This window comes from Bacillus sp. Root131 (assembly GCF_001429475.1).
Lineage (GTDB): Bacteria > Bacillota > Bacilli > Bacillales > Bacillaceae_G > Bacillus_A > Bacillus_A thuringiensis_S.
Genome location: NZ_LMJQ01000008.1, coordinates 77,536 through 90,575, shown reverse-complemented (window position 1 = coordinate 90,575; position 13,040 = coordinate 77,536). Strand labels below are relative to the sequence as shown.

Genomic DNA, 13,040 nt, shown 5'->3' with positions numbered 1-13,040 from the left:
TTCGTCTTGTCCCGCTATTAACCAGTCTATTGCGCCCTAATCCTATTATAAACCATATTTCTTTAGGCGATGAAAAAAATAGCCGCTAACACGAAGTGATAACGGCAATGTAATCTACATATATTTTTGCCAATAACAAGAAAAGAAAAACCTTTTCCTACAGTTATATCATAAAATGATAAATGACTCAACAAATGAAAACGCTGTTATATTAGTTATTACGTTTTGCAATTAAATCGCAAATAGATAGTAAATATTCATCTTGTAATTGCAAGGAGCTAATCGCACCTTTTGCTTCTGCAATTGTTTCTTCTAAAATATCCTTTGCTCTATCTACAGTAAACAACGTCGTATATGTACTCTTTTCGTTAGAAAGATCACTACCAATCGGTTTCCCAATCTCTTCTTCGGTTCCTTCGACATCTAAAATATCATCTCGAATTTGGAAAGCTAGACCGATATATTTGGCAAACGTAAGCAACTTTTCTTCTTGCTCTTCTGTCGCATCAGAAAGTATCGCACCCGCAAGCACAGCAAATTCAAGCAGTTTTCCCGTCTTATGTTTATGGATGTACTCCAATTCATCAATCGTAAGGCGTTTCCCTTCAGCTTCCATATCTGCCACTTGTCCGCCAACCATTCCTTCTGGTCCTGCTGCTTTTGCAAGTTCAAGTACAAGTCTTACTTTTTTTTCGGCAGAAATTTCTTTTTGCTCATATGCCATAATTACTTGAAAAGCATACGTCAATAAGCCATCTCCTGCTAAAACTGCCATCGCTTCACCAAATACTTTGTGATTTGTGGGTTTTCCTCTTCTTAAATCATCATCATCCATACAAGGTAAATCATCATGAACTAAAGAATATGTATGAATCATTTCAAGAGCACAAGCTGCACCTACTCCAAGATTTCTTTCTTTCCCAAACGCTTGTAATGTTGCAAACAAAAGTAACGGGCGGAGACGTTTTCCACCCGCTTCCAAAGAATATGCCATCGCTTCACGAAGTACATTTGGACATTGTAATTCATTTGCATAGCTTACAAGTTTCTCTTCTACGAAAGTTTTACTTTCTTTCAAAAAAGTATCAAAAGCAATCGTCACTATGCTTCATCTCCTACAGCAGTAAACGGTTCAAGCTCTCCATCTTCCCCAAGAATAACTGCCATTTGTTCTTGTACATTCTTCAACTTCTCATCACAAAGCTTAGATAATTCCATGCCCTCTTTAAAATAAGAAATCGCTTCTTCTAACGGTACGTCACCTTGTTCTAGCTTAGAAACAAGATGCTCAAGTTGCGAAATTGCCTCTTCAAAGCTTAATTTATTTTCCATTATTCAATTCACGCTCCTCTATGCCTGATACGCTACAATCTAGTATTCCATCTTGTAATTGAACTGAAACAGCATCTCCAAGGCTTACATCTTTCACACTTTTTAACACTTGCTTCTCTTCATCATATACAAGCCCGTACCCTCTCATCATTACTTTAAGCGGACTTAACGCTTCAAGTTTTTGAGCAGCTCTTACAAAGGCAAATTCTTTCGTTTGAAGTAACGTTTGCATTTCACGTTGTAATTGCTTTTGCAACGTTTCAACAGCTACCTTTGTTTGCATAATTTTTTGAGATGGGTGGTGCTTCTCTAAATAAAATGAAAGTTGCTTTAACTGATTCACCTTTTTATCAATATAGCGCTCTTTCGCTAAAACAAGCTGTTCTAGCGCTCTATCTAATTGCTCTTCCTTTTGCTCATATACTTGTCTTGGATAACGGAACGCATACGATTTTTGCAACACTTGTAGTTTTTCGTCTTTTTTATGTACTAACTCTCTCATCGCTCTTTGCAATCTCAGAGTTCTTTGCAATACCTTTTCTTGTAACTCTATAATGTTAGGTGCTGCCAGCTCAGCTGCTGCAGTCGGTGTTGGCGCGCGTAAATCTGCAACAAAATCTGCGATTGTAAAATCCGTTTCATGGCCTACTGCCGAAATAATAGGAATTTCACTCTTAAAGATTGCTCTTGCAACCATTTCCTCATTGAAAGCCCATAATTCCTCAATAGAACCTCCACCACGGCCAACGATTAGTACATCTATCTCTCCCATTTCATTCGCTGTACGAATCGCTTGTACAATCGAGGGAGCCGCTGACTCCCCTTGTACAAGTACCGGAAATACAATAACATTCCCAATTGGATAACGACGTTTAATCGTTGTTATAATATCACGAATCGCTGCTCCTGTTGGCGACGTAATCACACCTATTGTTTTAGCGTAAGGAGGAATTGCTTTTTTATAAACTTGAGAAAAAAGTCCTTCTTCTTCTAAACGAACTTTTAACTGTTCGTACGCTAAATGTAAATTTCCGACTCCGTCAGGCTGCATGTCTTGAATATAAATTTGATAAGAACCACTCGCCTCGTAAACAGAGATTTTCCCTTTCACGAGTACCTTCATCCCATTTTCAGGTTTGAATTTAATATTACGATTATGACCCGCAAACATAACCGCTGCGATTCTTGCATTTTCATCTTTCAATGTAAAATACATGTGGCCACGGCTATGATTTTTAAAGTTGGAAATTTCACCTTTTAACCAAACAGACTGCAAATGCGGATCATATTCTATTTTTGTTTTTATATAGCGTGTTAACGCTGTAACGGTTAAATATTGCTTCTCCATTTCTCTCTCCTCATAGCCGACTCAAATTATTTACAAACGACACCTGCACGTTTGGCAGATTCAACAGTATTATGAAGAAGCATTGTGATTGTCATTGGACCAACACCCTTTGGCACAGGTGTAATGTAACCCGCAACATTTAACACGTTGTCAAAATCAACATCACCACAAAGTTTCCCTGTTTCTAAACGGTTTACACCAACGTCAATTACAACCGCTCCTTCTTTAATATAATCCGCTGTTATCATTTTAGGTCGTCCAACAGCTACGATTAAAATATCCGCTAACTTCGATAACTCTTTCATATTTTGCGTCTTAGAATGACAATATGTGACAGTTGCATTTTCATTTAAGAACAATTGTCCCACTGGTTTACCGACAATATTACTTCTTCCAATTACTACTACATGTTTTCCAGAAATATCAAGATTCGTTTCTTTTACTAATTCTACAATACCGTGCGGTGTACATGGAAGGAATGTATCTTGTCCCGTCATCATACGTCCCACGCTAATTGGGTGAAATCCATCTACATCCTTTTCTGGTGAAATTCTTTCAATGATAGCTTTTTCTTCAATATGTTTCGGTAAAGGTAATTGCACTAATATGCCATTAATACGGTCATCGCCATTTAAGCGATCGATTTCAGCAAGCAAGCGTTCCTCAGTAATTGTTTCAGGAAGTTCAATTAGCTCTGAGTAAATCCCTACTTGTTCACAGCCTTTTTCTTTTCCTTTTACATAAGAACGAGATGCTGGATCTTCTCCAACTAAAATAACTGCTAATCCTGGTACAATCCCTTGCTCTTTCAACTTCACAACTTCTTCTGTTAATTGTGCTCGTTTTTTCTCCGCAACTTCATTTCCTTTGATGATTACTGCTACCATTTTAAGATTCCCCCTTAAAGAATTTACAGTGTATCTTTTATATTAGATAAAACGCCGTTAATAAAACGACGAGATTCCTCATCCCCAAATGTTTTAGCAATTTCAATTGCTTCGTTAATTGTTACGTTGTGTGGAATTTCTTCCATGTATTTCATTTCATACACAGCTACACGTAAAATACTGCGATCAACAATACTAATACGCTCAAGCTTCCACTTTTTTAAGTTTTGACGAATCGCTTCATCGATTGCTTCTTTATTTTCTACAAAACCCACTACAAGTGACTCTAGAAACTCATTTGTTTCTTCGCCTTCATCTAGCGTGTTTTCCACTGCTACTTTCGGTTCTAATTCACCTGTAATATCCATTTGGTATAATGCTTGCATTGCTCTTTCTCTAGCCGTCCTACGTTTCATTGTAACTCTCCTTTATGCTTCAAGTCTTTCCTTATACTTTGTTATATTATTATAATTTATAAGCCGTCAATTCACTTACTCTTACAGTTTTCATTGATTTTCCAACCTTATAATACAATGATAATAACACAATTTATCGTTTCACACACGGGTTACAAGGCTGAAAAATAATAAAAAGATTAACTTCAAGTTCCATATCTTATCACAATGTACGTTTTTTGGAAAAACGACACATTTTCTTTTTTATTTCTTATTTTTTGAAATAGTATAATAATTAGAGGATTGTAATTTGTGAAGAAATGAAACGATAAAAAAGATGCCTATGTTACTAGGCACCTTTTCATTCTTACACTGGTTCGATTTCTGTTTTTTGTGTTTCGAATGTTACGCCAACGATGTGAACATTCACTTCTTTTGGCTCAAGTCCTGTCATTGTAAAGAGCGCTTGGCGAATATTGTCTTGAATCTTTTGAGCAACAACTGGAATTGCTACACCAAAATACATTACAACATAAAGGTCAACGATAATATCTTCGTTTGCTAATTCAACCTTTACACCTTTACCATGATTTTTCTTACCTAACTTCTCAACAACATCTGTAGCAAAATTACCGCGCATTGCCGCTACACCTTCTACTTCAGCAGCTGCAATACCTGCAATTACTTCAATTACTTCTGGTGCAATTTCTACTTTACCAAGAGTTGTATCTTGACCCATATCTAACATATGTTCAGCCATGAAAAAAACCTCCTTTAATGTATCACTGCGTCACAAGTTCATGCTCTTCCAAAAATTTCGTATTAAACTCACCTTTTACAAAATCAGGATGATCTAGCAATTGCAAATGGAACGGGATTGTTGTATGTACGCCTTCAATGACAAATTCACTAAGTGCGCGCTTCATTTTTGCAATTGCCTCTTCACGTGTTTTTCCGTGAACAATTAATTTAGCAACCATCGAATCATAGAAAGGTGGGATTGAATATCCCGGATATACAGCTGAATCGACGCGAATACCAAATCCTCCTGGTGGTAAGTACATTTCTACTTTACCTGGAGATGGCATGAATTTTTTGGCAGGGTTTTCCGCATTAATTCGACATTCAATTGCCCAACCATTAAATTGTACTTCTTCTTGCTGTAACGATAACTTTTCTCCTGAAGCAACAAGAATTTGTTCTTTAATTAAGTCCATTCCCGTTACCATTTCAGTAACTGGATGCTCAACCTGAATTCTCGTATTCATCTCCATGAAATAAAAGGTTTTCGTTTTATATTCATAAATAAACTCAACCGTACCAGCACCTGTATAATCAACCGCTACCGCCGCTTTAACTGCCGCTTCACCCATCTGCTTGCGAATATCTTCATCAAGTGCAGGTGATGGACTTTCTTCTAATAGTTTTTGCAAACGGCGCTGAATTGTACAATCACGCTCTCCTAAATGAATGGCATTTCCGTGTGTATCTGCCATTATTTGAATCTCAACATGGCGGAAATCTTCAACGTACTTTTCTAAGTATACACCAGGGTTCCCAAAAGCGGTACTAGCTTCTTGCTGTGTAATTTGAATTCCTTTTATAAGCTCTTCTTCATGGCGTGCAACACGAATACCTTTTCCGCCGCCACCTGCAGTCGCTTTAATAATGACTGGATATCCAATTTGATTAGCAAGCTCGATCGCTTCTTCGGTATTTTTAATAATCCCTTGTGAACCTGGTACAATCGGAACCCCTGCTTCTTTCATTGTATCACGAGCAACGTCTTTTGTGCCCATCTTTGAAATAGCTTCTGGACTTGGACCGATAAAAATCAAGTTACATTCACGGCATAACTCTGCGAAATCTGCATTCTCTGCTAAAAATCCGTATCCCGGATGAATAGCATCGCAGCCTGTTAACTTCGCAACGCTAATAATATTCGTCAAATTTAAATAGCTTTCTTTCGAAATCGTTGGTCCTACACAATACGCCTCATCTGCAATCTGTACGTGAAGTGACTCTTTATCTGCTTCTGAATAAATTGCAACTGTTTCAATGTCCATTTCTTTACAAGCACGAATAATTCGTACAGCAATTTCCCCACGATTGGCTATTAATACTTTTTTTATCATCACAAAGACTCCCTTATTACGCTTTTACAAGAAATAGCGGTTGTCCATACTCAACAAGCTGTCCGTTATTAACAAGAATTTCAACAATTTCGCCCTCTACATCAGCATCAATTTCGTTAAATAACTTCATAGCCTCGACAATACATACGATAGAATCTTTCGATACTCTATCCCCAATACTTACATATGGAGGTGTATCAGGTGAAGATGAAGAATAGAATGTACCTACCATTGGTGAGGTAATCTTATGTAGGTTTTCATCTTGAACAGTTTTCTTCTCTTCTTGCTTCGGTGCTTCTGCTTGCGCTGCTGCTACTGTCGTTTCAACTTCAACAGGCGCTACTGGTTGCATAGCTTGTTTTGCTGCAGGTGCTTGCACAGCAACAACTTCATTACCACGCTTTTTCATTTTGATTGTTGTACCGTCTTTTTTGTATTCAAATTCATCAATATTAGAGCTATCAATTAATTTAATTAATTCACGAACTTCTTGAATTTTAAACATGTAAAATCCACTCCCATACTCTTGTTTGTCCCGTTTTTACAGATTCTCGTCACAAAACTAGATTGACTGTAAAAATACGATGTATTCTATTAGAAAATATATTTCATTAACTAATAGAAATATTTACTATTTCCATCTTACGATAAATTTTTTAAACATTCCAATTTATATTTCTTTATAATAAATCGAAACTCCTGTAAAAAATATTATTCCAATAAAAAATTATTACCTAGTAATAATACCAAGTTTCACACGAAATTGGCAAGACCACTTCAAAAAAAAACATTGACTACTTTTGCAAAACGTTACATAGCAAACACGCCATTCCCTCTCCACTCTTCACCACATCTATAGTCAATAACATATTTTTACCAAATATTAATTTTTGTTTACACGCCGTTCATCATTCCTTCATATAAGAATAGTATGTTCAAAGTGTAGAAAATATATTGTGCTGAGGTGTGGAAATATGATATGGCTCATCCTCTTTTTACCTGCCGTAATCGTTTGGGCATGTGTTCTTTGCATCCACGTCAAATCCGGAAAAAGTAATCATCAGTACCATGAACCATTAATCTTTTACTCACAACGTGTTTCTCCATTCCGAGTTGAACATAGTAAAAATAACTACAAAGACAAAATAGAAAAAAGCTATCGAAAATGATAGCTTTTTTCTATTCACACGTACTTACATACTCTATTCCACTATTTGCATACCCTTTGCTTAGTAAAAGGTAATAATCCGCAGGGAAACCCCCTACGGATTAAAGTTTCACTTATTTCGCTGGTGGATCAAATTTCACACCTACATCTTTTGATCCGCCTTCACTTCTTACAAGTTGAATAATTTTATTTGCTTCTTTCTGTGAATGTTTTGCCGCTTTAACCGTTACTCTAATATCTGTACCATCAGCTCTTACAAGAGCATCTGGATATCCTCCTTGAGATTTAATTACTGTCTCAAGTAATTCTTGCTTCGTTTCCATTGTAGTGATTGCATCAAAGTTATCTTTCGCTTTACTCTTTTCTGTTGCTGAAGATTTCGAAGAATTCATCACTTCTTGTAATTTTGCTTTCGCTTCACTACGTTGATCTTCCATTTGCATACGTAAGGCTGTGAAATTCTCATCACTTGATTGAACTGATACATTACCCTCTTTTTTACTTGTTTCTTTTTTAGTATTTTCTTTTTTGTCTGTTTCTTTATTTGTTGTTTCCTTGCTTGTATTTTCTTTTTTCGGGGTTTCTTTAGGTGCTTCGTTTGTTACTGCTTTATCAGTACCTTGTTTTTCTTGTCCAATCTTTTCACCTGTTGCCGGCGATGCTGTATTCATTTTGTCAGGAGTTGTCACGTAATACACAGATAGTACAACAACTAAACTTAACATCGTTAATAGCCAAACTGTTTGTTTTTTTAACACTTTATTTCCTCCCTATCAATTTTTCGGTGAAACTGAAACGCGATGGGCTGGTACATCTAGCAGCCTTATCACAGCTTCTTTTACCATTGCTTTAACTTGTATATTATCCACTCCCTTTGCTACGACAAGAACACCACGTACTTTCGGCTTCTCTGTTCGTAAAACAACAGGAGTTTCTTTATCCCCTTCACGTATAATGACAGTCTTTTCATCAAGAGACTCGTCCTCTACTTCTCTCTTACCGCCTGTTTTATCTGTTTCACCTGTTGTTTGTGAGCGTTTCACTGTATTTTTTTCTAAAATTTTTTCTTCAGATGAATCTAAATTCACTTTAATCGTTACGTCTTTTACTCCTGCTATTTCTTCTAAAGCAGCTTTTAATTCTTGTTCATACGCTTTTTCATATTTTTCTACATTTGACATACTATCATTATTTTTTTGTCCGAAAGTTGGTAAGTCTTTTTCTTGGTTTTGAGTTTTTTGTTCTTTAAATACAGGTACTTCTTCTTTTTTACTTGAAAATAGACTACTAGAAAACATAAGCAAAATTCCAAGTATGAGTAGGACAAGTAAAAACTTAGGTGTTACCTTTTTACCCTTCTCGTTGCTTTCTTTTTGATCCCCATTCAATAAGTTTCGAAAAAATGAGAACTTCGAATTTTTATCTTTATTGTCCATTTACTCTACCTGTCCTCCCTTCCATTTGAACTTGGATTTGTTTACCCTCTAGTTGCCACCTGCTTGAAAAGAAATCTTTCATTTCCACATTCGTTTCTTCCACTTTTTTTGGAGGCTCTTTCGTATTAATTTCAATTGGCTTTACTGTTTCGATTGCATCATTTTTACTGCGTTCTTTTTCTTTCAACGTCACAACAACAGATTGAATATCTTTCGCCGACTTTACTTCTTCTGTATTTTCTGCTGCGACTATTTGTATTTCAGAGACAGTCATACCATACTTTTTCTCAAACTCTTTTCCTACTTCTTTTTTCATTTTGGTAGCCATCTCTTCTAAACTATATGCACGTGTTAGAGCTTGTATTTCTTTTTTCTTCGAATCTATTGAATTTTTTACAGATCCTTCTGCTACGTACTTTTCTTCATTAAAATTTGCAATTACTTCATTTACATCTGTCTGCAATAATTTAAAAAGAGGCGTTAAAATTAATACAACTAACAAAAGACTTACAACAAATTTAACGTATTTTTGCAAATTCGAATTTGGAAGAATAAGATGAAGCATTGTCGCTAAGAGCAAAAAAACGATAATATTTCTAATCCACTCTGTAACAAATTGCATACTCTTCACCTCCTACCGCATCATAAGTGTAATATTCCCCGCAGCAATAATAATTGTAATACTTAAAAAGAACATAAATGATACGATAGCTAAGCAAGCAAATACGTAAATGATGCTTCGTCCAATAATGTCTAAGCATTGAATAATTGCTCCGCTGCCAACCGGTTGCAATACTGCTGCTGCGAATTTATAAATAAATGCGATACAGAAAATTTGAATCGCTGGAAAGGCAACAATTAAGCATAAAATGACGAGCCCAATAATTCCGACTGTGTTTTTCAATAATCCTGATGCGCTAATAACAGTATCTGCCGCTTCTGTAAACATCCTTCCAACTACTGGAATGAAGTTTCCTGTTACAAATTTAGCAGTTTTCACAGCTATTCCATCAGCAACAGCTGTTGCTGTTCCTTGTACAGATAATACTCCTAAAAAAATCGTTAAAAAAATACCGATAATCCCAACGCTAACATTTTGCAGAAGCTTGGACAATTTCGTCACTTTATATTGATCACTCATTGTACTTACAATACTTAATATCGTTGCCAGTAATAAAAGTGGTAGAACGATATAATTCATAAGAAGCCCACTCGTATTCATTAAGAAAATGATAACCGGATGAAAAAACGATACAGATACAACCCCCCCGCCAGTTGCTATAAGCGCCAGCAAAATTGGCAATAATGCTAATATAAAATCTACCATTGTTTGTATCGTTTCTCTTGCATATGTCATAACGACATAAAAACTATTTAAAGCAAAAATAATAAGTACCATATATACAACAGCATCAGCAATTTTACTTACGCTACTTTTTGAAAAAGCGGATTGCAGTGATTGCAACAATGCACTAAAGATTGTGAGCATAATAAGTGTGCCAAGCAGTTTTCCATTAGCTGCAAGCTCATGAAATAAATATTTTAATAACCCTATCATCCACTCTTTTAGAGAGAATTCTTTTTCTCCCTTTACAAACTCCATAAAACTCCCTTTTTGACTCTCTGGCAAATAGCCTCCATATTTTGTAACAAGCCCGTCCCAAAATTGCTTCACATCTTCAATTCCGAGCTTATCCAATTGTTGATCAACGACGTTTGTTTCTACAGGAGAAGCTTGTACAACAACCGGTAAAGAAAAGAAAAGGAAGCAAGCAAATAGCAGCTTAGCTCCAAACCTCCTCAACATTCACTCCCCCTTATCCCGTCGGTAAAAATCCGAGAATAGTTTCAATTACAACCGTCAAAATAGGAATTGCCATAACGAGAATGAGGATTTTCCCAGCAAGTTCAATTTTCGAAGCGATGGCACCTTGACCAGCATCTTTTGTAATTTGGGCTCCAAACTCAGCAATATAAGCAATTCCAATAATCTTTAGTAACGTTTCCACATAGACGTTACTAACTTTCGCTTCACTCGCTACTCTCTCAATCATTTGTAAAATAGCATGAATTTGATCAATTAAAATAAGAAACATCACGCTACCTACGAACACAATAAATAAAGATGTAATGCTAGATTTATGCTGGTTCAAAACAGCAGCTAAAAACGTAGCAACGAGGCCTAATCCGACAATTTGTATAATTTCGATTCGAACCGCCTCCTTTACTGGAAGAGAAAGACACTTTTAATCTTGTCGAATAGCGTATTAATTAAAAATGCGACATGAAATAAAATGACGACAAAACCGACAAGGATAACCCAATTTGCAATATCCTCACGCTTCAATTCTTTTAGTACAGTATGAATGAAAGCTAAAACAATGCCGATTCCGGCGATTTGAAATATTAATCCAACATCAATGGACATCGCCTTTCTCCCCCCTATAGCAGTAAAATTACAATAAGTAGCCCTGCTAGTACCCCTAAGCTCTTGATCATTTTCTCGTATTGCAGTTGTAAAGCTTTTGCTTCCTCTTCTTCTCTCTCCAAATGTGTAATACATAAGCGAATATGTTTTTGTTGTGATTCACGATCATGTTGCCCGAGCGTTTCACCAAATTGCTGCAGTATTTCAAACTCGGTTTGTTGAAACGCCGTCAACTTCCAATTCTCTTTCAAACTATCTATCCAAGCTTCCCTTACTGTTTGTTCTCCACTTTCTAGTTTTTTAGCGAAACTTTGAAATATCCAATTTAATGGCTTCGGCATTTGTTTAACTAATCGCTCGGCAGCCTCTGATAAAGGTGTGTGTCCATACATAATTTCTGCCTCTAATGATTGAAGTGCTGATTTTAATAATCTAAGTTGCCTCGGCCTTTCACTGTATCTTTTAGCGTATGAAAACCCGAAAAAGGTGCTGACCGCAACGATTAACACTGCACCAAATATTTTCACCATACGCCCTCAGCCTTTCTATTTGATAACACTGGTTTTCCATATTTATCTTTCACCTGCATAACCGTTCCTGGACCCCTCGCTTTTGACAACTCCACAAACCTATCAAATATACGAAGCTCTAGCACTGCCTTGAGCGATGGACGTCTCACAACATCCTCATAGGAAAATCCGTGTGCGCTTATAAAAAGCTGAACACCTGCATGCACTGCCTCCATAATTGCTTCACTATCTTCTTTACGACCAATTTCATCTACGATCAAAATATCAGGACTCATAGAACGAATCATCATCATCATTCCTTCTGCCTTTGGACATGCGTCTAACACATCGACTCGGGTACCAAAATCATATTGCGGGATCCCTTTCACACAGCCGGCAATTTCTGACCGTTCATCAACGATCCCCACTTTACAGGAAGGAATTTCCGAAGCACTTACCCCTTGACTCATGCAACGTGCTACATCTCTTAAAAGCGTCGTTTTTCCCGTTTGCGGAGGGCCAATTACCATCGTGTTTAACCATCTTTTTTCATACAAATATGGCAAAAGCGGTTCAGCAATCCCTATTTTTTGACGAGCAATACGAATATTAAAGGAAGAGACATCACGAATCATTTTCACTGCGCTTTTTTCTGTAATGACTTTTCCCGCTAACCCGATTCTATGCCCCCCGCGAAGCGTCACATACCCACGTTTTAATTCCTCTTCCATCGTATAAATTGAGAATTGACTTAACTTATTCAATAAGTAAATAGCATCCTCTGCAGTAGTGATATAGTCATAAAAAAACACCTTTCCGTGTGCAATACACTCTAGCGGTCTTCCAATTCGAACACGAATTTCCTCTAAAGCATCGTATTGCTCACATTCTTCAATTAAGTACTTCATCGTTTTTGGTAAAACTTCTAATACCTCTTTCATCGGCTTCTCCCCACTATACTCGACTTACTATTTCAGTAATGCGATAAAAATACAGCAAATTCCAAGCGCTAGAAAAAAGAGCTTCAAGAAAGAAATTTCACTTGCTACACTCGCTATCCCAATTGTCATTGTTAAAATTAATACGGTAGGTCCAACAAACGCCAACATACCATTTATAAACAACGCTTTCTTCGCATCATTCACATAAAGCATAAGCAAAGCAGCAAATATCTCCGCACTACCTGAAAATAATCGAAGTGCCCCCATAACAAGCACGGATGTTTCCATTGCCGCTAGCCACTGTTTCATTCTTCCACCTTCTCCCGTAACAGTTACTAACTTCGTATTCTAAAAAAGAATATATTTGTACAACCATATGCAGAGGTTGTCTATTTCAGAAGTAAAAACATAATTTTTCTCTAAAGTCTGAATTACAATCTGAATATTCATATTATTTCATG

18 protein-coding genes are annotated in these 13,040 nt (G+C 36.6%); 1 reads left to right on the top strand and 17 read right to left on the bottom strand.

Annotated elements, in window-relative coordinates:
* Positions 1–211: 211 nt before the first annotated feature.
* The 8 genes from ispA to accB form a co-directional block, all read right to left on the bottom strand.
* Positions 212–1,102 (bottom strand): (2E,6E)-farnesyl diphosphate synthase, encoded by an 891-nt coding sequence (ispA, locus tag ASE54_RS19620; RefSeq protein WP_000150374.1) that lies wholly within the window; start codon positions 1,100–1,102, stop codon positions 212–214.
* On the bottom strand, positions 1,102–1,332 hold the full coding sequence (xseB, locus tag ASE54_RS19615; protein WP_000428424.1) for an exodeoxyribonuclease VII small subunit: 231 nt from the start codon (positions 1,330–1,332) through the stop codon (positions 1,102–1,104). Before xseB ends, ispA begins: the two co-directional genes overlap by 1 nt.
* Positions 1,322–2,680, bottom strand: coding sequence for an exodeoxyribonuclease VII large subunit (xseA, locus tag ASE54_RS19610; protein ID WP_000415245.1), 1,359 nt, complete (start codon positions 2,678–2,680; stop codon positions 1,322–1,324). Before xseA ends, xseB begins: the two co-directional genes overlap by 11 nt.
* A gap of 26 nt (positions 2,681–2,706) precedes the next feature.
* A complete protein-coding gene (gene folD, locus ASE54_RS19605) occupies positions 2,707–3,567 on the bottom strand; it encodes a bifunctional methylenetetrahydrofolate dehydrogenase/methenyltetrahydrofolate cyclohydrolase FolD (RefSeq protein WP_000226733.1) in 861 nt (286 codons plus the stop codon).
* Between the two features lie 23 nt (positions 3,568–3,590).
* Positions 3,591–3,983, bottom strand: coding sequence for a N utilization substance protein NusB (gene nusB, locus ASE54_RS19600; RefSeq protein WP_000830247.1), 393 nt, complete (start codon positions 3,981–3,983; stop codon positions 3,591–3,593).
* Between the two features lie 346 nt (positions 3,984–4,329).
* Positions 4,330–4,722, bottom strand: a complete 393-nt coding sequence (locus ASE54_RS19595) for an Asp23/Gls24 family envelope stress response protein (protein ID WP_000807630.1) — start codon at positions 4,720–4,722, stop codon at positions 4,330–4,332.
* A 22-nt stretch (positions 4,723–4,744) separates the two neighbouring features.
* The gene (gene accC / locus ASE54_RS19590; RefSeq protein ID WP_000592870.1) at positions 4,745–6,097 is read right to left on the bottom strand and encodes an acetyl-CoA carboxylase biotin carboxylase subunit; all 1,353 of its coding nucleotides are present in this window, start codon (positions 6,095–6,097) and stop codon (positions 4,745–4,747) included.
* A gap of 16 nt (positions 6,098–6,113) precedes the next feature.
* Complete coding sequence (gene accB / locus ASE54_RS19585; protein WP_000472862.1) at positions 6,114–6,602, bottom strand: acetyl-CoA carboxylase biotin carboxyl carrier protein; 489 nt, start codon at positions 6,600–6,602, stop codon at positions 6,114–6,116.
* A gap of 469 nt (positions 6,603–7,071) precedes the next feature.
* On the opposite strand from accB, the gene ASE54_RS34895 reads away from it, so the two are divergent.
* Complete coding sequence (locus ASE54_RS34895; protein ID WP_003309905.1) at positions 7,072–7,266, top strand: hypothetical protein; 195 nt, start codon at positions 7,072–7,074, stop codon at positions 7,264–7,266.
* Positions 7,267–7,378: 112 nt separating this feature from the next.
* Here ASE54_RS34895 and ASE54_RS19580 read toward each other — a convergent pair whose 3' ends face one another.
* From ASE54_RS19580 to ASE54_RS19540, 9 genes are read right to left on the bottom strand one after another with little or no spacing between them, the layout of a single operon-like run.
* Positions 7,379–8,023: a SpoIIIAH-like family protein gene (locus tag ASE54_RS19580; RefSeq protein WP_000914711.1), complete on the bottom strand. Its 645-nt coding sequence runs from the start codon at positions 8,021–8,023 to the stop codon at positions 7,379–7,381.
* Positions 8,024–8,038: 15 nt separating this feature from the next.
* On the bottom strand, positions 8,039–8,701 hold the full coding sequence (gene spoIIIAG / locus ASE54_RS19575; RefSeq protein ID WP_000368886.1) for a stage III sporulation protein AG: 663 nt from the start codon (positions 8,699–8,701) through the stop codon (positions 8,039–8,041).
* Positions 8,691–9,323 (bottom strand): stage III sporulation protein AF, encoded by a 633-nt coding sequence (gene spoIIIAF, locus ASE54_RS19570; RefSeq protein ID WP_001161037.1) that lies wholly within the window; start codon positions 9,321–9,323, stop codon positions 8,691–8,693. Before spoIIIAF ends, spoIIIAG begins: the two co-directional genes overlap by 11 nt.
* Positions 9,324–9,335: 12 nt before the next feature.
* Positions 9,336–10,508: a stage III sporulation protein AE gene (gene spoIIIAE / locus ASE54_RS19565; protein ID WP_000946111.1), complete on the bottom strand. Its 1,173-nt coding sequence runs from the start codon at positions 10,506–10,508 to the stop codon at positions 9,336–9,338.
* Positions 10,509–10,518: 10 nt separating this feature from the next.
* Complete coding sequence (gene spoIIIAD, locus ASE54_RS19560) at positions 10,519–10,902, bottom strand: stage III sporulation protein AD (protein WP_079245909.1); 384 nt, start codon at positions 10,900–10,902, stop codon at positions 10,519–10,521.
* A 23-nt stretch (positions 10,903–10,925) separates the two neighbouring features.
* Positions 10,926–11,129 carry a stage III sporulation protein AC gene (spoIIIAC, locus tag ASE54_RS19555; RefSeq protein ID WP_000020914.1) on the bottom strand — a complete coding sequence of 68 codons (204 nt, stop codon included), beginning with the start codon at positions 11,127–11,129 and terminating at the stop codon, positions 10,926–10,928.
* 14 nt (positions 11,130–11,143) lie between these two features.
* Entirely contained in the window at positions 11,144–11,659 is a 516-nt protein-coding gene (gene spoIIIAB, locus ASE54_RS19550) for a stage III sporulation protein SpoIIIAB (RefSeq protein ID WP_000238701.1), read from the bottom strand.
* Entirely contained in the window at positions 11,653–12,579 is a 927-nt protein-coding gene (gene spoIIIAA, locus ASE54_RS19545) for a stage III sporulation protein AA (RefSeq protein ID WP_000665903.1), read from the bottom strand. The genes spoIIIAB and spoIIIAA overlap by 7 nt, the downstream gene beginning before the upstream one ends.
* Positions 12,580–12,606: 27 nt before the next feature.
* Positions 12,607–12,888 (bottom strand): YqhV family protein, encoded by a 282-nt coding sequence (locus ASE54_RS19540; RefSeq protein WP_000816050.1) that lies wholly within the window; start codon positions 12,886–12,888, stop codon positions 12,607–12,609.
* Positions 12,889–13,040: the final 152 nt, after the last annotated feature.